At 64.1% G+C, this 19,656-nt stretch carries 17 protein-coding genes; 9 read left to right on the forward strand and 8 right to left on the reverse strand.

The annotated features are described in order from the left end of the window. Positions 1-118: 118 nt before the first annotated feature. Genes lpxD through lpxB form a run of 5 tightly spaced genes read left to right on the forward strand, consistent with a single transcriptional unit; the run spans position 119 to position 4,540 of the window. The gene (gene lpxD / locus FY036_RS07120) at positions 119-1,177 is read left to right on the forward strand and encodes a UDP-3-O-(3-hydroxymyristoyl)glucosamine N-acyltransferase (RefSeq protein ID WP_148914019.1); all 1,059 of its coding nucleotides are present in this window, start codon (positions 119-121) and stop codon (positions 1,175-1,177) included. Next, positions 1,170-1,643, forward strand: coding sequence for a 3-hydroxyacyl-ACP dehydratase FabZ (gene fabZ / locus FY036_RS07125; protein ID WP_148914020.1), 474 nt, complete (start codon positions 1,170-1,172; stop codon positions 1,641-1,643). Before lpxD ends, fabZ begins: the two co-directional genes overlap by 8 nt. A gap of 8 nt (positions 1,644-1,651) precedes the next feature. Then, on the forward strand, positions 1,652-2,482 hold the full coding sequence (gene lpxA / locus FY036_RS07130) for an acyl-ACP--UDP-N-acetylglucosamine O-acyltransferase (protein WP_148914021.1): 831 nt from the start codon (positions 1,652-1,654) through the stop codon (positions 2,480-2,482). Further along, positions 2,469-3,362, forward strand: a complete 894-nt coding sequence (locus FY036_RS07135) for an LpxI family protein (RefSeq protein WP_328593096.1) — start codon at positions 2,469-2,471, stop codon at positions 3,360-3,362. Before lpxA ends, FY036_RS07135 begins: the two co-directional genes overlap by 14 nt. After that, complete coding sequence (lpxB, locus tag FY036_RS07140) at positions 3,359-4,540, forward strand: lipid-A-disaccharide synthase (RefSeq protein ID WP_148914023.1); 1,182 nt, start codon at positions 3,359-3,361, stop codon at positions 4,538-4,540. The genes FY036_RS07135 and lpxB overlap by 4 nt, the downstream gene beginning before the upstream one ends. A 51-nt stretch (positions 4,541-4,591) precedes the next feature. Here lpxB and gltA read toward each other — a convergent pair whose 3' ends face one another. Together gltA and gltX are read right to left on the reverse strand one after the other, a co-directional pair. Then, entirely contained in the window at positions 4,592-5,881 is a 1,290-nt protein-coding gene (gene gltA, locus FY036_RS07145) for a citrate synthase (protein WP_148914024.1), read from the reverse strand. Positions 5,882-6,152: 271 nt separating this feature from the next. Continuing rightward, positions 6,153-7,577, reverse strand: coding sequence for a glutamate--tRNA ligase (gene gltX / locus FY036_RS07150; RefSeq protein WP_148914025.1), 1,425 nt, complete (start codon positions 7,575-7,577; stop codon positions 6,153-6,155). Between the two features lie 112 nt (positions 7,578-7,689). On the opposite strand from gltX, the gene FY036_RS07155 reads away from it, so the two are divergent. Further along, on the forward strand, positions 7,690-10,110 hold the full coding sequence (locus FY036_RS07155) for a ComEC/Rec2 family competence protein (protein WP_148914026.1): 2,421 nt from the start codon (positions 7,690-7,692) through the stop codon (positions 10,108-10,110). Between the two features lie 47 nt (positions 10,111-10,157). On the opposite strand, the gene lexA is transcribed toward FY036_RS07155, so the two are convergent. The 6 genes from lexA to FY036_RS07185 form a co-directional block, all read right to left on the reverse strand. Further along, entirely contained in the window at positions 10,158-10,874 is a 717-nt protein-coding gene (lexA, locus tag FY036_RS07160; RefSeq protein ID WP_148914027.1) for a transcriptional repressor LexA, read from the reverse strand. Between the two features lie 129 nt (positions 10,875-11,003). Further along, positions 11,004-12,212, reverse strand: coding sequence for a molybdopterin molybdotransferase MoeA (locus FY036_RS07165; RefSeq protein ID WP_148914028.1), 1,209 nt, complete (start codon positions 12,210-12,212; stop codon positions 11,004-11,006). 1 nt (position 12,213) lies between these two features. Next, entirely contained in the window at positions 12,214-12,696 is a 483-nt protein-coding gene (gene moaC / locus FY036_RS07170; RefSeq protein WP_148914029.1) for a cyclic pyranopterin monophosphate synthase MoaC, read from the reverse strand. Between the two features lie 6 nt (positions 12,697-12,702). Further along, a complete protein-coding gene (gene trpC / locus FY036_RS07175) occupies positions 12,703-13,524 on the reverse strand; it encodes an indole-3-glycerol phosphate synthase TrpC (protein WP_148914030.1) in 822 nt (273 codons plus the stop codon). Further along, complete coding sequence (gene trpD, locus FY036_RS07180) at positions 13,521-14,543, reverse strand: anthranilate phosphoribosyltransferase (protein ID WP_148914031.1); 1,023 nt, start codon at positions 14,541-14,543, stop codon at positions 13,521-13,523. Before trpD ends, trpC begins: the two co-directional genes overlap by 4 nt. Positions 14,544-14,550: 7 nt before the next feature. Then, a complete protein-coding gene (locus FY036_RS07185) occupies positions 14,551-16,437 on the reverse strand; it encodes a SurA N-terminal domain-containing protein (RefSeq protein WP_148914032.1) in 1,887 nt (628 codons plus the stop codon). Between the two features lie 125 nt (positions 16,438-16,562). Here FY036_RS07185 and tpiA point away from each other — a divergent pair, with 125 nt between their 5' ends. From tpiA to FY036_RS07200, 3 genes are all read left to right on the forward strand, one after another. Further along, positions 16,563-17,330: a triose-phosphate isomerase gene (gene tpiA / locus FY036_RS07190; RefSeq protein ID WP_148914033.1), complete on the forward strand. Its 768-nt coding sequence runs from the start codon at positions 16,563-16,565 to the stop codon at positions 17,328-17,330. Positions 17,331-17,465: 135 nt separating this feature from the next. Further along, positions 17,466-17,837: a preprotein translocase subunit SecG gene (gene secG, locus FY036_RS07195; protein WP_148914034.1), complete on the forward strand. Its 372-nt coding sequence runs from the start codon at positions 17,466-17,468 to the stop codon at positions 17,835-17,837. 125 nt (positions 17,838-17,962) lie between these two features. Continuing rightward, on the forward strand, positions 17,963-19,591 hold the full coding sequence (locus FY036_RS07200; protein ID WP_148914035.1) for a CTP synthase: 1,629 nt from the start codon (positions 17,963-17,965) through the stop codon (positions 19,589-19,591). Positions 19,592-19,656 lie beyond the last annotated feature (65 nt).

Here is a 19,656-nt window from a genome sequence, read left to right on the forward strand (position 1 = left end):
GGATACCCGCTGCGGCATGAGTTGGAGCGCCGCTCCGGGCCATGTGGGGACGCAGGTGTTCGGATGACGGGTAACGCACTTCCGGGCCGCTTTAGACGGCCCGGAAGAGAAGGCTTGTATGACCGATCCGGTATTCTTCGAACCGTCGCGCCAGTTCACAGCAGGCGAGATTGCAGCGCTGACGGGCGCGGAGCTTCGTAATCCCGAACGAGCCGGCAATGCCGTTACTTCGCTCGCAGCCGCCAGCGAAGGCAGCGCGACGGGGCTGATTTTCGTTGACGGCAAGCGCAACGCAGCCAAGCTCGCAACCATCGAGTCCTCTGTCGTCCTTTGTACGCAGGATGTTGCGGGATCAGTGCGCGGCAACAGCGCCATTCTAGTATCTGCACGGCCACAGCAGGATTTCGCGGCGGTCGGCCGGCTGATGTTCCCGTCCTCCGTAAGGCCAGCTCCTTTGACCGGCGAAACCGGGGTGTCTGCAGGAGCCCATGTCCACCCTCTCGCGCTCATTGAGCCCGGCGCGATCATCGAGGCCGGTGCCGTGGTCGGTCCACATGCCCAGATCGGCAGCGGCACCGTGGTGGCGCCGAATGCGGTTGTGGGTTTTTCCTGCAGGATAGGGCGCGACGGCTTCATCGGCCCGGGCGCCACCGTGCAGAACGCGCTGATCGGCAACCGTGTCATCATCCATGCGGGCGTGCGGATCGGCCAGGACGGGTTCGGCTTCGTGCCCGGCCGGGGCATCCCCGAAAAGGTTCCCCAGTTGGGACGCGTCGTCATCCAGGACGATGTCGAGATCGGTGCGAACACGACAGTCGATCGGGGTGCGTTGACGGACACGGTTATCGGCGAGGCGTCGAAGATCGATAATCTGGTGCAGATTGCACACAATGTGCGGATCGGGCGCGCCTGCCTGATTGCCGGCCAGTGTGGCCTTTCCGGCTCCGTGACGCTGGGCGACGGCGTGATGCTCGGGGGCAGCGTGGGCTTGGCCGACCACATCACCATCGGCAGCGGTGCGGCGATCGCGGCCCGCAGCGGCGTCATGAACGACGTGCCAGGCGGTGCGAGGTGGGGCGGCGCGCCGGCGCAGCCACTCAAGAGCCTGTTCCGCGAAATCGCAACCATCCGCAAATTGACAAACGATCAGACGGGAAAGGGACAGCGCGATGAATGACGCCGCCTCCGCCAGTTCGCTGGACAGCCTCGACATCCTGCAGCTCATGCGGCTGCTGCCGCACCGCTATCCCTTCCTGCTGATCGACCGCATCATCGAGATCGACGCCGACAATTCGGCCATCGGCATCAAGAACGTGACGGCCAACGAGCCGCATTTTCAGGGCCATTTCCCCGAGCAGCCGGTCATGCCGGGCGTGCTGATCGTAGAAGCGATGGCGCAGACGGCTGGCGCGATCTGCATCCGCTCAACCGGTGAGGACAAGCCTTCGCTGGTCTATTTCATGACGATCGACAACGCCAAGTTTCGCCGTCCCGTGGTGCCGGGCGACCGGCTGGAGATCCACGTCAGGAAGCTGAAGCAGCGCGGCAATATCTGGCGCTTCGCCTGCGAAGCGCTCGTGGAAGGGGCGAAGGTAGCCGAAGCGGAGATTTCCGCCATGATGTCGCCAAAGCCTTCCAAGTAATAGCAATCATGAGTTCTGAAACCTTCATTCACCCGACGGCGTTCGTGGAATCCGGCGCAAAGCTGGGCACGGGCGTGCATGTCGGTCCGTTCTGCCACGTCGGCGCAGATGTCGAACTGGGCGATAATGTCCATCTGGCCGGGCACGTTTCGGTAACCGGGGCGACGTCGGTCGGCGCCGGCACGCGGGCTCAGGCATTCGCCGCGCTTGGCGGGCCGCCACAGGACGCCAAGCACAAGGGCGGGCGCACCACGCTGACCATCGGCGCGAACTGCGACATCCGTGAATCCGTGACCATGCATGTCGGCACCGACAGCGGGCGCGGCGCGACGGTGGTTGGCGACAACGGCTTCTTCCTCGCCTATTCGCATGTCGCCCATGACTGCATCGTCGGCAACAACGTCACCCTCACGCATGGGGCCACGCTCGGCGGCCATTGCGAGATAGGCGACCATGTCATCATCGGGGGGCTCACCGCCGTGCATCAGTTCGTCCGCATCGGCCGGCGAGCATTTGTCGGCGGCTGCTCCGCCGTAGTGGGCGACGTCATTCCCTACGGCATGGCGGTCGGCAACAGGGCCAAGCTGCGCGGCTTCAATGTCGTCGGCCTGAAGCGGTCCGGCATGGCCCGCAGCGATCTTGCCAGCCTGCGCGCTGCCTATCGCGACCTGTTTTCGAGCGGTGTCCCTCTGGTCGAGAGCGCGGAAACCGTGCGTGCCCGATACGCCGATGCCCCCGCGGTTCTCGAGATCGTCGACTTCATCACCTCGCGAGGCAAGCGGCACTTTGCCGTGCCGCCTCTGGGCGGCGGCGCCGATGACGACGATGAGCAGGACTGAGTCGAAGCTTGCGCAAGCTGAGGGCGGTGGCCGCATCGCTGTCATTGCCGGTGGCGGTGCGCTACCCGTGGCGGTCGCGCGCACGCTGCAGCAACGCGGTGACGCACCATTTGTCGTGATCGTATCCGAGGAAACAGAAGACGAGGATACCTTCCGCGACCTTGATCGGATCATACTCTCGGTCGAGCAGATAGGCCTGCTCTTGCCGGCACTTCGCAAGGCAGGGGTCGACCGCCTCATTATGGCGGGCAATGTCACGCGGCGTCCGAACCTGCGGCGCATCAAGTGGACAGTGCCGGTGGTTCTTGCCCTGCCGCGGCTGGCAGCGGGGCTGTTGCGTGGCGATGACGGCTTGCTGCGCGCCGTCATAGAACTGTTGGAAACCAATGGGATACGCGTCGTTGGCCCCCACGAGATCGTCCCTGATCTGCTCGCGCCCGCCGGCATCCTGACGCGCGCAGGCCCGACGGCCCAGGACAAGCGCGACATCGCCGCCGCATCCGAGGCCGCGTTAGCCATAGGCAGGCTCGATATCGGGCAAGCCGCCGTTGCAATCGGGGGCAGGGCGGTAGCGCTCGAAGACATCGAAGGCACGGACGGCCTTCTACGCAGGACGGCGGATTTGCGCAGCCATGGCCGTCTTGCGGGCAAGAAGCGCGGGGTACTGGTCAAAAGGCGCAAGCCCTTGCAGGAAAAGCGGGTCGACCTTCCCGCGATCGGTCCAGACACGATCGTCGCAGCACAAGCGGCGGGGTTGGCGGGCGTGGCCGTGGATGCCGGCAATTCCTTCATTCTCGACTTCGACAGCACGGTTGCCCGTGCGGACGAGTTGGGCCTTTTCATCATCGGGCTGGAACCCGGCGAGGACGCGCAGCGATGACGGCGCAGCGCCCGCTTCGTATCGCCATCGTTGCTGGCGAAGAGTCCGGCGATCTGCTGGGCGCCGATCTCGCGACTGCGCTTGCCGATCTGAGCGGTCATGAAGCGTCCCTCTCAGGCGTGGGTGGCAGGCATCTGCGCGCGCTTGGTCTCGACCCGCTGTTCGACGGCTCGGAGATCGCGCTGATGGGCGTGAGCGCGGTGCTGAAGGACTTGCCGCGCCTGATGCGCCGCATCGGCCAGACGGCGGACGCCGTGGTGCGCGCCAACCCCGACTGCCTCGTGACGATCGACAGCCCGGATTTTTCGCTGCGGGTAGCGAGAAAGGTGAGGGCGGCCGACCCATCCATTCCCATCGTGCACTATGTTTGCCCGAGCGTGTGGGCATGGCGGCCGGCTCGCGCCGCAGCGATGCGGCCTTACATCGACGAAATTCTATGCGTCCTGCCGTTCGAGCCGGAAGCGCTGAAGCGGCTCGACGGCCCGTACGGCACTTATGTCGGCCACCGGCTCACGACCCATTCAGGCATCGAAGACGCTTTGGCGACGCAGGTCGCCCGCGCATCCCAGGATCACGCGGACAACCCCCGCAGGCTGCTGGTGCTTCCCGGCTCTCGCCGTAGCGAGGTAACGAGACTGATGGAGCCGTTCGGCGAGATCGTGAACATTCTGCATGCGCGCGGTAACCGGCTCGACATCGCCATTCCCACCGTGCCGCATGTGGCCGCTCTCGTGGAGGCTGCGTGTGACAGCTGGCAGGTTCGCCCGCGCATCATCCATGACGAACGGGGCAAGTGGCAGGCGTTCGGCGAGGCGGACGCCGCCTTGGCGGCCTCTGGCACTGTGCTGCTGGAACTGGCGCTGGCAGGAGTGCCTACCGTCTCCTGCTACCGGACCGACCGGGTGTTTGGGCCCATCATCAAACGTCTGGTGACCACATGGTCGGCCGCGCTGCCGAACCTGGTGGCAGACTGGCCGGTCGTTCCCGAGTATCTGGACGAAAACATCCGCCCCGGCCTGATCGCCCGCCAGCTCGAACAGCTCATTGGCGATACCCACGCGCGAGCCTCGCAGATGGCAGGTTTCGCGCAGGTCGCCGCCGCAATGGCGACGGAACGACCGGCAGGGCAACTCGCCGCCGAAGCTGTCCTGAGACTGACGCGCGGGAAGCTATCCTGAAAGCGAAACGGGCGCCTGTGGCGCCCGTTTCGTATCTGCAGCTCGAGCCGTTCAGCGCTTGGCGATCGGCACGTAGTCGCGCGTGGTTTCGCCGGTGTAGAGCTGACGCGGGCGGCCGATGCGCTGGCTCGGATCCTCGATCATTTCCTTCCACTGGGCGATCCAGCCCACCGTGCGCGCAACCGCGAACAGCACCGTGAACATGGTAGTGGGGAAGCCTAGCGCCTTCAGCGTGATGCCGGAGTAGAAGTCGATATTCGGGTAGAGCTTCTTTTCGATGAAGTACTCGTCGGTGAGCGCAATGCGCTCCAGTTCCATCGCCACGTCGAGCAGCGGGTCGTCCTTGATGCCGAGCTCGCCCAGCACTTCGTGCGTGGTCTTCTGCATGATCTTGGCGCGGGGGTCGTAGTTCTTGTAGACGCGATGGCCGAAGCCCATGAGACGGAACGGATCGTTCTTGTCCTTGGCCTTCTCGATAAATTCGGGGATGCGATCGACGCTGCCGATCTCGGCCAGCATGTTGAGTGCCGCCTCGTTCGCGCCGCCGTGAGCCGGGCCCCAGAGGCAGGCGATGCCAGCCGCGATGCACGCGAAGGGGTTGGCGCCCGAAGAGCCAGCAAGGCGCACGGTCGAGGTGGAAGCGTTCTGCTCGTGGTCGGCGTGGAGGATGAAGATGCGCTCCATCGCGCGGGCCAGCACCGGGTTGACCTTGTAGTCCTCGCACGGCACCGCAAAGCACATATGCAGGAAGTTGGCCGCGAAGTTCAGCTCGTTCTTGGGGTAAATGAAGGGCTGGCCGATGTGGTACTTGTAGGCCATCGCAGCGATGGTGGGCATCTTCGCGATCATGCGGATCGAGGCGACCATGCGCTGGTGCGGGTCGGAGATGTCGGTGGAGTCGTGGTAGAACGCCGACATCGCACCGACCACGCCGCACATGACGGCCATCGGATGCGCGTCGCGGCGGAAACCCGTGAAGAAGCGGGTCATCTGCTCATGCACCATCGTGTGGCGCGTGACACGGTAGTCGAAGTCGTCCTTCTGCGCCTTCGTCGGCAAATCGCCGTAGAGCAGCAGATAGCAGGTCTCGAGGAAGTCGCCGTGCTCGGCGAGCTGGTCGATGGGGTAGCCGCGGTGCAGCAGCACGCCCTCGTCACCGTCGATATAGGTGATCTTCGATTCGCAGCTTGCGGTGGAAGTGAAGCCCGGATCGTAGGTGAACGCCCCGGTGTCCTTGTAGAGGGAACTGATGTCGATGACGTCCGGCCCGACCGACCCTTTTCGAACCTTGAATTCGGTAGGTTTGCCCTCGAATTCAAGCCTTGCAGTCGAATTGGTCATCGCATTCACCTCTCAATGTACGTTGCCTGCCCTCGATGCCGATCAGCTATCACGCATAACAACCGTGCTCCGATTGCGCGCTCTAGCTAGCCCATTTGCGGGGGCGTGCCAAGCTATCCCAAAGGCAGATTGTTGCAACGCGAAAAGCACGTTAGATGCGCCTGCCGCGAATGCGCGTTGCGATCTGCGGCTTTCGCGCTTTTCGCGTTCGCTGGATGTTTTGGCACCGGCCGTTGTCCCTAAGCCACCATCCTCTTTCGGGCGCCGTGCGCTAGGCTGCCCCCTGATCGCGAAGCCGCGCGACGCTCTCCTCACGGCCCAGCACCGCCAACACGTCGAACACGCCCGGTGAGGTTGCGCGGCCGGTGAGTGCAGCACGAAGAGGCTGTGCGATCTTGCCGAGCTTGAGGCCGGTTCGTTCCGCGTGAGCGCGCACGACCGCCTCGGTCGATGCAGCAGACCAGTCTTCAATCTTTTCGAACTCGGGCACGAGCAAGGCAATCGTCGAGCGCGCATCGGCGTCGAGTATCTGCGTGGCTTTTTCATCCAGCTCCAGCGGCCGGGACGCAAACAGGTACTGTGCGCTATCGGCGAGCTCCACCAGAGTCTTCGCCCGCTCCTTCAGGCCCGGCATCGCCGCCAGCAGTCTGGCGCGCTGCGTCTCGTTCAAATCCACCGGGATCGCGCCGCGCTCCTCGATATAGGGCAGCGTAGCGACAAACTGTTCCAGCAACGCGCTGTCTTCGCTCTGCCGCATATGGACGCCGTTGAGCGCTTCAAGCTTGGCGTAGTCGAAGCGTGCCGCGCCCTTGTTCACGTCCTCGATCTCGAACCAGCCGATCATGTCCTGCGTGGACATGACCTCGTCGTCGCCGTGGCTCCACCCCAGGCGAGCCAGATAGTTGCGCAGCGCCTCGGGAAGATAGCCCATCGCCCGATACGCCTCGACGCCAAGAGCGCCATGGCGCTTTGAGAGCTTGGCGCCGTCCGGGCCGTGGATCAGCGGGATATGCGCCATCACGGGCACGTCCCAGCCCATCGCCTCGTAGATGACGGTCTGGCGTGCGGCGTTGGTCAGGTGGTCGTCACCGCGGATGATGTGGGTCACGCCCATGTCGTGATCGTCGACCACGACGGCGTGCATATAGGTCGGGTTGCCGTCCGATCGCAGAATGATGAAATCATCCAGGTCCTTGTTGGGAAAGCGCACGTCACCCTGCACACGGTCGCGCACAAGCGTCTCGCCGTCGCGCGGCGCCTTGATGCGGATGGCGGGCTTCACGCCGGCAGGTGCCTCTGAAGGGTCGCGGTCGCGCCAGCGGCCGTCATAGCGCGGTGGCCGGCCCTCAGCACGGGCCTTCTCGCGCATCTCGTCGAGTTCCGCCGGGGTGGCATAACAATGGTAAGCCTTGCCTGCCCGGACCAGCTCTTCGGCCACCTCGCGATGACGCTCGGCGCGCGCAAACTGCGACACCGGCTCGCCGTCCCACTGAAGGCCCAGCCAGGAAAGTCCGTCGAGGATTGCCGTCGTCGCGGCATCGGTCGAGCGCTCCCTGTCGGTATCCTCGATGCGCAGCAGCATCAGGCCGCCAGTATGCTTGGCGTAAAGCCAGTTGAAGAGCGCGGTGCGCGCGCCACCGATGTGCAGATAGCCGGTGGGCGAAGGCGCGAAACGGGTTACGACCTTGTCGGACATGTCATCTTCTCCGGAGGGGGAGGCAGGCCGCGTGCGGCCGGTGGTCTTTTGCTGGCGCTCATGTAGCATAGAGGCTTGGGCGTGCAAGCGATTACCGGGCAGGGAACGCGGCATGGGCGGGGAGACGAAAGAGGCAACGGACGAGCGCCGACAATTCGGCGTGACCTCCCGCACGCCTCCAGAAGGCGAGACGGATGCCGCGCAAAAGCTGCCGCAGCGCCGCGCCCCTTTTGCTGCGGTCACGGACTGGGTGAAGCCGCCGGCGCGGATGAAGCAGGCGTTCGAAAGCGAACTCGACCACGGCAACGCGTTCCTCTTCATCCCCGTCTTTCTTGCTGCGGGGTCGCTTCTCTATTTTTCGCTGGCCGACGAGCCGCGTTTTATCGGCCTGTTTCTGATCGCTGCCGCTTTTGCCGGCGTGGCGCTCACGTGCCGAAGTCGGCCGGCGCTTCGCGCGGCTCTGCTGGCCGGGTTCCTGACCACGACCGGCATGCTCGCGGCAAAATTCGAGACATGGAGAGCAGATACTCCGATGCTGGGTTCGGAGATCACCACGCGCCTGACGGGAAAGGTGGCGGGTATAGAACACCAGATATCGGGCCGGGTGCGACTGACGCTCGATGTGGTTGCAACCGAGCGGCCGACGCTGCGCTACGGGCCAGACCGGGTGCGCGCCACCGCCAGAAGCGTGCCGGAAGGTTTGAGACCCGGCGACACGGTCGAAGGTGTTGTCAGATTGATGCCCGCGTCAGGCCCAGTTCGCCCCGGCAGCTACGATTTTGCCTTCAACAGCTATTTTAGCGGGATCGGCGCGGTCGGCTTCTTCCTCTCCAATCCACGGCTGACGGCACAACAGACACCGCTTTCGTCTAGCGAAACCGTGTGGGCGTGGTTCGAGAAGTGGCGCCTGGATATGGCGGCTCGCATCGAAACGACGATCGGCGGACCGGAAGGCGGGATTGCGGCCGCACTCATTACCGGCATCCGCACCGGGATACCCGAAGACATAAACGAGGCGCTGCGGATCGTGGGGCTCTACCACGTGATCTCGATCTCGGGCCTGCACATGGCGCTAGTGGGCGGCACGGTAATGGTCGCGATGCGTACCGCATTCGCTCTGGCGCCCACCTTCTCCGCACGCCGCCCCGTAAAGAAATACGCAGCGGCAACCGCTCTGGCTGCTGCAGCCTTCTACCTGCTGATGTGCGGCGGTACGATAGCAGCGCAGCGCGCCTTCATCATGCTTGGGGTTATGCTTCTCGCGGTGATATTCGACCGCGCGGCTCTGACCATGCGCAACCTCGCTATCTCGGCAATCATCATCCTGCTTTGGGCGCCGCATGAAGTTGTCGGGCCGAGCTTCCAGATGTCGTTTGCCGCCACGGCGGCGCTGATCGCGGCCTATTCGGCGTGGACGCAATATCGTCAGGGGCGAAAGCGAGCGCCGCCGGTGTCGCATGGCCCGTTCGTCGCGACGCTGCGCGCAGGTGCGAAATATGCCGCCGGACTTTCCATGACGTCGGTCGTGGCCGGTATCGCCACCGCGCTCTACACGGCGTGGCATTTCCAGCAGGTAGCACCGCTAGGTCTCATCGCCAACCTCGCCGCGATGCCGTTCGTCTCGGTGGTGGTCATGCCGATGGCTGTACTGGCCACGCTGGCGATGCCGTTCGGGCTGGATGGCTTGCCGCTGCAAGCGATGGGGATGGGGATCGCCGCGATGAACGCGATCGCGCTTTGGCTTGCGGACCGCTCGGCATTCGATGCAACCGGCGCGATACCGCTCTCGGCCGTTCTGGCCCTGACAGCTGCACTGGCGATCCTGACCATGGCGGGCAGCGCGCTGCGCTGGTTCGCGGCGCCATTGCTTGTAGCAGGCACGATACTGCTTGCCATGCGTGAGATGCCGGACGTGCTGGTTTCGGAGGATGCGCGGCTGGTGGCATTGCGGCTTTCGGACGGACGCGTGACCGTCAACCGGGATCGGCCCCGCGCCTTCACCATGCAGAATTGGGAGCGAGCGCTCGATGCCGACGAAACCGTTCGCCCGCGGAAAACCGAAAACATAAGTGTGTTGGATGTCGCGCACGCGGATGCCGGCGAAAGCGCGTTTTCCTGCGACCAGACCTCATGTGTCGCACGGCATCATGGCAGCGGTATCGTCGTCCATACGCAGGACGTCAGCTCAGCTGCCGCGGCCTGCTCCTACGCCAGCCTGATCGTGATAGACGACGCCACGGCCAGAAACCCTTGCGCCAGCGCCGGCCCTCTCGTCATTACCAAACGAGATCTGGCGCGGCGCGGCAGCGTCGGGATCGTGTTTCGAAACGGAGAGCGTGCGACCATTGATGAAGCGCACGCCGACCCGATCGCTACGCGCGCTCCCAAGGCACAAGCCGGCTTCGCCATCCGCGAGCCGTATCGGCCATGGCATCATCATCGGCAATTCTCGCGCGAGGCGAGGGGGCTTGCGCCGTACGAGCGACCGACCTCATCACCAAGATCTGAGCAAGGCGCAAGCGACGACGGCTAATGCGTCAACTCCACAACAGCGCAAATGGCAGCTGGCGACGGCTCGGCTCAATAGCGGCGGATGAGACCTACAAGCCGACCTTGCACCTTCACCCGGTCAGGCCCGAAGATGCGCGTCTCGTAGGCTGGGTTCGCCGCCTCGAGCGCGATCGATGCGCCTTTGCGCCGGAAACGCTTGAGCGTCGCTTCCTCGTCGTCAACCAGCGCCACGACGATGTCGCCGGGGTTTGCCGTCTGCCCATCCTTGATGATGACCGTGTCGCCATCGAAGATACCGGCGTCGATCATCGAATCGCCCCTGACCTCAAGAGCATAGTGCTCGCCGCCAGAAAGCATCTCCGGCGGAACACTGATCGAATGCGTCTTGTGCTGGATCGCCTCTATCGGCACACCGGCGGCGATGCGGCCCATGACCGGAATGGATACCGACGCCGTCGCATCATCGTCATTGGAGGGAGCGCGAACACGCGCCGGCTCGGGGGCGCGGCCGAGACTGCCCTGGATGACGCTGGGCGAGAACTTCCTCGCCGCGTTCAATCCCGGCGCAATCGAATCCGGAAGCCTCAGCACCTCCAGCGCACGCGCGCGGTTGGGCAGGCGGCGAATGAAGCCGCGCTCCTCCAGCGCCGTTATCAAACGGTGGATGCCGGACTTAGAGGCGAGGTCGAGGGCTTCCTTCATTTCATCGAAAGACGGGGGGATGCCGGTTTCCTTCAACCTTTCGTGGATGAAGAGAAGCAGCTCGTGTTGTTTGCGCGTAAGCATCTGTTGCCCCTACGGAATCAGCCCATAAACAAAACCAGAACAAACACTATCTGTTCCAGTTGTGTTCCGCAACTGTTTAAATTTTAATGAATTCCTTAGGCTGCCGGAAACCAAAACCGAAACAACGCGTCAGCGCAGCATCAACGCGCGGCAGGGCTCACCGGCCTGCGCGGCGGGTGCGTGAGGCTCGCGGATCAGCAATGCGTTCGCTGCCGCAAGCGTCTTCAACATCGACGAATCCTGCGTACCGAACGGTGTTACGATCAGCCGACCGCCCACCTGTTCGGCCAGCGCGCGCACATAGTCGCGGCGATGGTCGTTGGCCTTCATCGGTTCGCCGAGAAAGGCTTCGCGAATGTCCGGGGTGAATGCCCGGCCGGCGAGCTTCGCGACCAGCGGCTTCAGGAACAGGTGCGCACAGACGAGACTGGAGACCGGGTTGCCCGGCAGGCCGAGCACCCGCACGTCGCCAAAGCGCCCAAACATCAGCGGTTTGCCGGGCCGCATGGCGATCTTCCAGAAATCAAGCGCCATGCCCTCGCCGGTCAGCACTTCACGCACAAGATCATGATCGCCGACGGACGCTCCACCCAGCGTCACGATGACGTCAGCGCCCGCCTCAAGTGCCCGGCGCACACTGGCGGCTAGCAGTGCCCGGTCGTCGGGCTCTATGCCGAGGTCGAGGATTTCAGCTCCCGCGGCCGCGGCGAGCGCCGCCACGCCGTATCCATTGGATGCCACGATCTGGTCCTGGCCAGGTGTGTCACCCGGCGCAACCAGTTCGCTGCCGGTGGCCAGAATGGCGACCAGCGGCTTGCACACCACCGGGAGGTGAGGGTGGTTGGCCGCCGCCGCCAGCGACAGAGCCGCGGGGTCGAGAAACCTGCCTGCCGGCAACAGGGCATCGCCAGCTTCAAAGTCCAGGCCGGAGCGGCGTATGTGGCGACCCGGAGCAACGGCCTCGAGCGCCTCGACGAGGCCATCAGCGGCTACCCTGGCGTCTTCCTGCAAGAGGACGGCGTTGCTGCCGCGCGGCAGAGGTGCGCCGGTGAATATACGAACTGCCTGGCCGGGGCCGACCTCTCCTTCGAACCGCTTTCCGGCAATGGATTCGCCGATGACTTGAAGTGCCTTGGGTGGGTTGGCTACGTCGTCCGCGCGCACGGCATAGCCGTCCATGGCCGAGGCATCGAAAGGCGGCTGGGTGCGGCGCGCGACGATGCCCTGCGCCAAAACGCGCCCGGCTGCCTGATCGATGGAAACATCTTCGGAGGGAAGCGGGCGGACATCGGCCAGCAGCCGCGCCAGAGCCTCGTCCACCGGCATCAGCCCGGCCATGTCAGGCCTCCGGGTAGCGGTAGTCGCCCGACTTGCCGCCGCTCTTCTCGACAAGCCTGATGTCGGAGATGGTCATCGCCCGATCAACCGCCTTTGCCATGTCGTAGATGGTCAGGCAGGCGACTGACGCCGCCGTGAGCGCTTCCATCTCCACGCCGGTCTTGCCGGTGACGCGAGCCAGCGCCGTGACGCGCAGGCCGGGCAGCGCCTCATCAGGCTCGATTTCTACGGACACCTTGGTCAGCAGCAAAGGATGGCACAGCGGTATGAGTTCGTGCGTGCGCTTTGCCGCCATGATGCCGGCGATGCGCGCGGTGCCGAGCACGTCGCCCTTCTTGGAGTCGCCGGCCAGGATCATCTGCAAGGTTGCGGGCAGCATTGTCACCACACCCTGCGCGACGGCGGTGCGCTGCGTTTCGTCCTTGGAACCTACGTCGACCATGTTGGCCTCGCCGGACGCACCCAGATGTGTCAGCCGGGCCATGACGCGTCAGCCCGCAGCCGCGCGTCGCGGCGCATCGAGACCGAGCATCGCACGGGTAGCCGAAGTCACATCATCCTGGCGCATTAGGCTTTCGCCGATGAGAAATGTCGAGATGTTCGCCTTCGACAAGCGCACGCAGTCTTCATGCGTAAAGATGCCGCTCTCGCCGACGATGATGCGATCAGCCGGGATCATCTTCGCCAGCCGCTCCGAGGTTTCAAGGCTCACCTCGAACGTGCGCAGGTTGCGGTTGTTGATGCCGATCAGAGGCGAAGACAGCTGCGCAAGCGCGCGCTCCAGCTCCCGCTCGTCGTGAACCTCCACCAGCACGTCCATGCCGATGGCGTGCGCTTCGTCTTCCAGCGAGCGCGCTTCGTCATCGGAAAGGCTCGCCATGATGATGAGGATTGCATCCGCGCCCCAGCTACGTGCCTCATGGACCTGATAGGTCTCGAACATGAAATCCTTGCGGAGCGCAGGGAGGCTGGTGGCAGCGCGGGCGGCCGTGAGGAACTCCGGCGCGCCCTGAAAGGAAGGCATGTCTGTCAGCACCGAGAGGCACGCAGCGCCGCCAGCCTCGTAGGCGCGTGCAAGTGCGGGCGGATCGAAATCGGCACGGATCAGGCCTTTGGAAGGGCTGGCCTTTTTGATCTCCGCAATGAGCGCGAACTGGCCTGCCGCCTGTCTGGCCTGCAGCGCCGCCCGGAAACCTCGTGGCGGGTCCATCTCGGCGGCGCGCGCCTTTACTTCGCCAAGCGGCAGCGCGGCCTTTGCAGCAGCGATCTCCTCGCGCTTGTAGGTTTCGATCTTGCGCAGGATATCCGTCATGCGTGCTTTTCCCGACTGGAGACATGCACGAGCAGTTCGAGAGCCGATGCGGCGGAACCGTTGTCGATCGAACGAGCCGCCATGTCCACCGCATCCTTCAGCGACTTCGCTTTGCCTGCGACGACCAGTGCTCCGGCCGCATTGAGGACGGCGATGTCACGATAGGGGCCCTTTTCGCCCGACAGCACGGCACGCAGGGCTTTCGCATTGTGTTGCGCGTCCGCGCCCTTCAAATCTTCCGGGCGCGCAGGGTCCAGCCCGACATCCTCGGGTTTCATCTCGAACGTGCGTATCTTGCCGTTTTCAAGCGCGGCGACCTTAGTCGTGCCGGCGGTCGTCATTTCATCGAGCCCGTCACCGTGGACCACCCAAACGGATTCGGCTCCCAGCCCTTTCAGGACCTGCGCGATGGGCTCGACCCATTGCGGCGAGAAGACCCCGACGAGCTGGCGCTTCACGCCTGCCGGATTGGAAAGTGGACCCAGCAGATTGAAGATCGTCCGCGTGCCCAGCTCGACACGGGATGCGCCCACATGGCGCATCGCGGAATGGTGGGCGGGCGCGAACATGAAGCCGACGCCGGCTTCCTCGATGCAGGCCGCTATGGTGTCCGGTCCGATCTCGATGTTCACCCCAAGCGCCGCCAGCGCGTCGGCCGCGCCAGACTTGGAGGAAAGCGCACGGTTGCCGTGCTTGGCAACGGGCACGCCGGCGCCAGCAACTATGAAGGCGGCACAGGTGGAGACGTTGTAGGTCCCGGATGCGTCCCCTCCGGTGCCGACGATATCAATGGCATTGGCCGGCGCACGCACCGGCAGCATCTTGGCGCGCATGGTCGCCACCGCGCCGGATATCTCGTCGACGGTTTCGCCGCGTGTCCGAAGCGCCATGAGGAAGCCGCCGATCTGGCTCGGCGTTGCCTGGCCCGACATCATGATGTCGAACGCGTCACGCGCTTCCTCGAAGGAGAGGGGCTTTCCCTCGGCGACCTTCGCGATATGCGCCTTGAAATCGCTCATCGCCGGCTCAGAAGCTCAGTGCCTGCTGTATGGCGCCGCGGTCCACCGTCACCGGGTAGACGGTCTGGAGGCGAGCGACGAGCTGGTCGAGCAGGTCATCCGCGAAGGCCGAAGCGAGGCTATCGCGCGTCGATTCCGGGATGGCCTCTGGGCCGGCATCGACGGGCACGACCACATCGGTCACACGAAACACGACCTGGCCGTCGCCGGCGTCGTTGGTAAAGGCACCTGTCTCGCCACGCGCCACGGAAAAGATCGCATCGACACCTGCCTGGCCCATCTCGGCGTCGTCGGAGTCGCGTTTCAGCCCGCGCCGGGTCTGCACCTCCAACTCGAGTTCACCGGCTATCTCGGCGAGGTTCTTACCGCCTTCCAGCTCCTGCTGAATTTCGGATGAGCGCGCCGCCAGAAGCCGGGCTGCCTCCTGTTCGGTCCAGTCTGCAACGACCTCGTCGCGAACTTCATCAAGCGTGCGTTCCCGCGCCGGCACGATCTCCTCGACCTCGTAGAAAAGATAGCCGGCCGATCCGATGTTCAGCGGCGGATTTTCGACACCCACCTCCGTGTCGAAGGCGTCTTCGAGAAGTTCTCTCATCAGAGGCACGCCCGTCATGGTCTGGCCGTCTGGTGTCAGGCCGTTGCGATCGACTGGTTCGATGTCGACGACCCGGAGCCTGTTGCGCGCGGCGGCCTCCGTCATGGATTCGCCGGCGGCGCGGGCATCTTCGTAGCCGTCGTAGACCTCCTGCAGAATGCGGTGCGCCTCGTCGAGCGCGACATCCTGTCGGATTTCCTGTGCCACTTCCTCAAATGGCCGGGCGACCTCTGGTGTCACCTCGGTCACGCGAAGCAGGATCGGGCCGAAGGCGCCCGCCACGACATCGCTGACCTCCCCCTCGGGAAGGCCAAACGCGGCCTCGGCGATTGCTGCGTCGGCGACACGCTCCTTCTCGAAGGTGCCGAGTTCAACGTCGCCCATCGACTTGCCTTGCTCGGCTACGATCTCCTCGAACGACGCTCCGCCGCGCACCTTTTCCAGCGCCGCGTTCGCCTCGTCTTCGTTGGCGAAAACGAGCTGCTCGATACGGCGCTGCTCGGCATTCGTGAACCGGTCGCGGTTGCCTTCGTAATATTCGCGTGCCTGTGCATCATCGACGGCCGAAGGGTCCGCGATATCCGAGGGTTCGAGCTTGACGTAGGATATCCGACGGTATTCGGGGGCGGCGTAGTCGGCCTTGTTCTCGTCAAAGAAGGCAGTAACGGCCTCTTCGGAGGGAGCGTCAACGGGTTCGACCACGGAACGCGGCAGGACAAGATATTCGACGGTGCGATCCTCGCCCTGATAAAGCGAGACGGCGCGCAGGAACGTGTCGGGCGCAACAAGACCATCCGAGACCGCCTCGATGATCTGCTGGCGCACAGCGGCCTGTTCGCGATTCTTCAGATAGTCCTCCGGGCGCATACCAATCTGGCGCAGTGTCCAGTCGAACTGGTTGCGGTCAAAACGACCGTCGGGGCCCTGAAACGCCGCGTCCTCGGCAGTGAGCTGCGCCAGACGATCGCGCGAAACACCAAGGCGCATCTCGCGAGCCTGTTCGTCCAGCACCGCGCCGGCCGACAGTTGCGCCAATACGCGGTTGTCCACGCCGAACATCTGCGCCTGCTCGCGCGTGACGGGCGTGCCGAACTGCTGCGACAGCATGGAAAGCTGGCGATCGTAGGCAAGGCGGTACTCAAGCACCGAAACCCGCGTGTCGCCGGCCACGAGCACGTTGTTTCCCAGCCCGCCGAAAATCTGCCCGGAAATGCCCCACACCGCAAAGCTGAGTACGAGCAGCATGAGCAGCAGCTTGGCGACCCACGATCTGGCGGCGTTTCTGAGAGAGTCGAGCATATCGTCTTCCGGTTACCTGATGTGAAGAACGGCAATACCGTCCTTCCCGGCCGGTGTCGATTGCTTTGTGCCTCGTTTTTGGTAGGAGAACCCAGCAGCAAGACCAAAGCAAGGGGACGCTCCAGATGACACCCGGTATCCGCCCGCTCGTCGCCGGCAACTGGAAGATGAACGGCACGAGCGCCTCGCTGAGCGAACTGATCGCCATCGGCAACGGTTTCATGAAGGGGCTGGAAACAGCGACCGACGCGCTGGTCTGCGTTCCCGCCACGCTGCTTTGGCGCGCATCGGAAATCCTGCACCGCACGCCGGTCAAATCGGGCGGACAGGACTGTCATGCAAAAGAGGCAGGCGCCCACACCGGCGACATATCGGCTGAGATGCTCAAGGATGCCGGCGCTTCGTTTGCTATCGTCGGGCATTCGGAGCGGCGTACCGATCATGGCGAAACGGACGCGATCGTTCATGCAAAGGCACGCGGCGCGTGGCGGGCGGGGCTTATCTCGATAATCTGTATCGGCGAGACGCGTGAGGAGCGGGAAGCGGGCCGCACGCTCGAAGTGCTTTCCAGGCAGGTTGCAGGATCTGTGCCGTCGAGCGCGACCCACGCGACGACGGTGATTGCATACGAGCCGGTCTGGGCCATAGGGACTGGCCTCACGCCCTCTGTCGACGACGTTGCGGAGGCGCATGCGCATATTCGCGCCGAACTGGAAAAGGCTATCGGTGCCGAGGCTGCACGCACGCGCATCCTCTATGGCGGCTCCGTCAAGCCGTCCAACGCGGTGGAGCTTCTGGCTGTGCAGAATGTCGATGGCGCGCTGGTTGGCGGGGCAAGTCTCAAGGCCGCCGATTTCCTCGGTATCGCCGAAGCCTACCTTTCCATTGGCTGAGATTTTTCCCGCGTCGGCCTTTTTTGGCGGTGCAAGCCGGCCCATATGGGTTGGAAAGCGTTGCAAAGGCGTGTAATGAGCCGCGTCCGCTGCAATGCCGGCGCGGCGTTGCGCGTGAAATATCCGGATTGAAACATGCAAACTGTTCTCATCGTCATTCACCTGATGGTCGTCATCGCCCTTGTCGGCGTGGTCCTGCTGCAGCGTTCGGAAGGCGGCGGCCTCGGGATCGGCGGCGGCTCCGGCTTCATGACGGCGCGCGGGGCGGCCAACACGCTGACGCGGGCGACCGCGATGCTGGCGGTCGCGTTCTTCGCTACGTCGCTGGCCCTGTCGATCCTTGCCCGCTACGGCGACCGGCCGACCGACATCTTCGACCGCATCCCGGTTGGCGAGCAGGGTGCGCCTTCGGGGCAGGGCGGCGTTCTCGATCAACTCGGCGGCGAGGAGACACCTCCCTCGGCACCCGCAGAACCGGCGCAGCCGCAGGTTCCTAGCGGTCAGTAATTCGTCGCCGATGGCGGCAATGAAGGGCCGGCGGGTGCCGGCCCTTTTGTTTGGCCGGGGGAAAACCTTGGCCCGGCAAGTTTTCACTGGTGGAATCACTCTTATCGGGGTAAGCGACGACTCCCATGGCGCGATACGTTTTCATCACCGGCGGCGTGGTTTCCTCACTCGGTAAAGGCATTGCCGCAGCGGCTCTCGGAGCCCTCCTGCAGGCGCGCGGCTATCGTGTGCGAATCCGCAAGCTCGACCCCTACCTCAACGTCGATCCGGGCACGATGTCGCCCTACCAGCACGGCGAAGTGTTCGTGACGGACGATGGCGCTGAGACCGATCTCGACCTCGGCCACTACGAGCGTTTCACCGGTCGGTCCGCGAACCAGCAGGACAACATTACCACCGGCCGCATCTACAAGAACATCATCGAACGCGAGCGGCGCGGCGACTATCTCGGCGCGACGGTGCAGGTGATCCCGCACGTTACCGACGAGATCAAGAATTTCGTGCTGGAAGGCAACGAAGACTACGACTTCGTGCTGTGCGAGATCGGCGGCACCGTCGGCGACATCGAGGCGATGCCGTTCCTCGAAGCCATCCGCCAGCTGGGCAACGACCTTCCGCGCGGGCAGGCGGTCTACATCCACCTCACGCTTATGCCGTGGATACCGGCGGCTGGTGAACTCAAGACCAAGCCGACCCAGCACTCGGTGAAGGAGTTGCGCTCCATCGGCATCGCGCCCGACATTCTTCTGGTGCGCGCCGACCGTTCGATCCCGAAGGAAGAGCGCCGCAAGCTGTCGCTGTTCTGCAACGTGCGCGAGTCGGCGGTTATCCAAGCGCTCGACGTTGCGCACATCTACGACGTGCCGATGGCCTACCACAAGGAAGGGCTGGACGGCGAGGTGCTGGCAGCATTCGGCATCGATCCGGCGCCGAAGCCCCGCATGGAGCCCTGGCAGGGGGTCGCCGAGCGCATCCACAACCCGGAAGGCGAGGTCACCATCGCCATCGTGGGCAAATACACCGGCCTCAAGGACGCCTATAAGTCGCTGATCGAGGCGCTGGCCCATGGCGGCATGGCGAACCGTGTGCGCGTGAAGCTCGAATGGATCGAGTCGGAAGTCTTCGAGAAGGAAGACCCCGCGCCGTTCCTCGAGAAGGTGCACGGCATCCTGGTTCCCGGAGGCTTCGGGGAGCGCGGCTCGGAAGGCAAGATACTCGCCGCCAAATTCGCCCGCGAGCGCAAGGTGCCGTATTTCGGTATCTGCTTCGGCATGCAGATGGCCTGTATCGAGGCGGCGCGCTCGCTGGCGGGCATCGACAATGCGTCCTCGACCGAGTTCGGAGAGACGAAGGAGCCCGTCGTCGGCCTGATGACGGAATGGCTCAAGGGCAACATGCTTGAGAAGCGCAAGGCCTCCGGCGACCTCGGCGGCACGATGCGCCTGGGCGCATACAAGGCGGCGCTGAAGGAAGGCACCAGGATCGCCGATATCTACGGCGGCACGCAGATATCGGAACGCCACCGCCACCGCTACGAAGTGAACGTGGACTACAAGGAGCGGCTGGAGGAATGCGGGCTCGTGTTTTCCGGCATGTCGCCCGACGGCGTGCTGCCTGAGACGGTCGAATATGCGGATCATCCCTGGTTCATCGGTGTACAGTACCACCCGGAACTGAAGTCGCGTCCGCTTGAGCCGCATCCCCTGTTTGCAAGCTTCATCAACGCTGCGATGGACCAGAGCCGACTGGTCTGAAATCTCGCATTCGTGATTGGCCGGCTTGTCCGACAGCGGCACATATTCGCTGAATATTCTGTTCT

The sequence above is a fragment of the Neoaquamicrobium microcysteis genome (assembly GCF_008180155.1).
Lineage (GTDB): Bacteria > Pseudomonadota > Alphaproteobacteria > Rhizobiales > Rhizobiaceae > Aerobium > Aerobium microcysteis.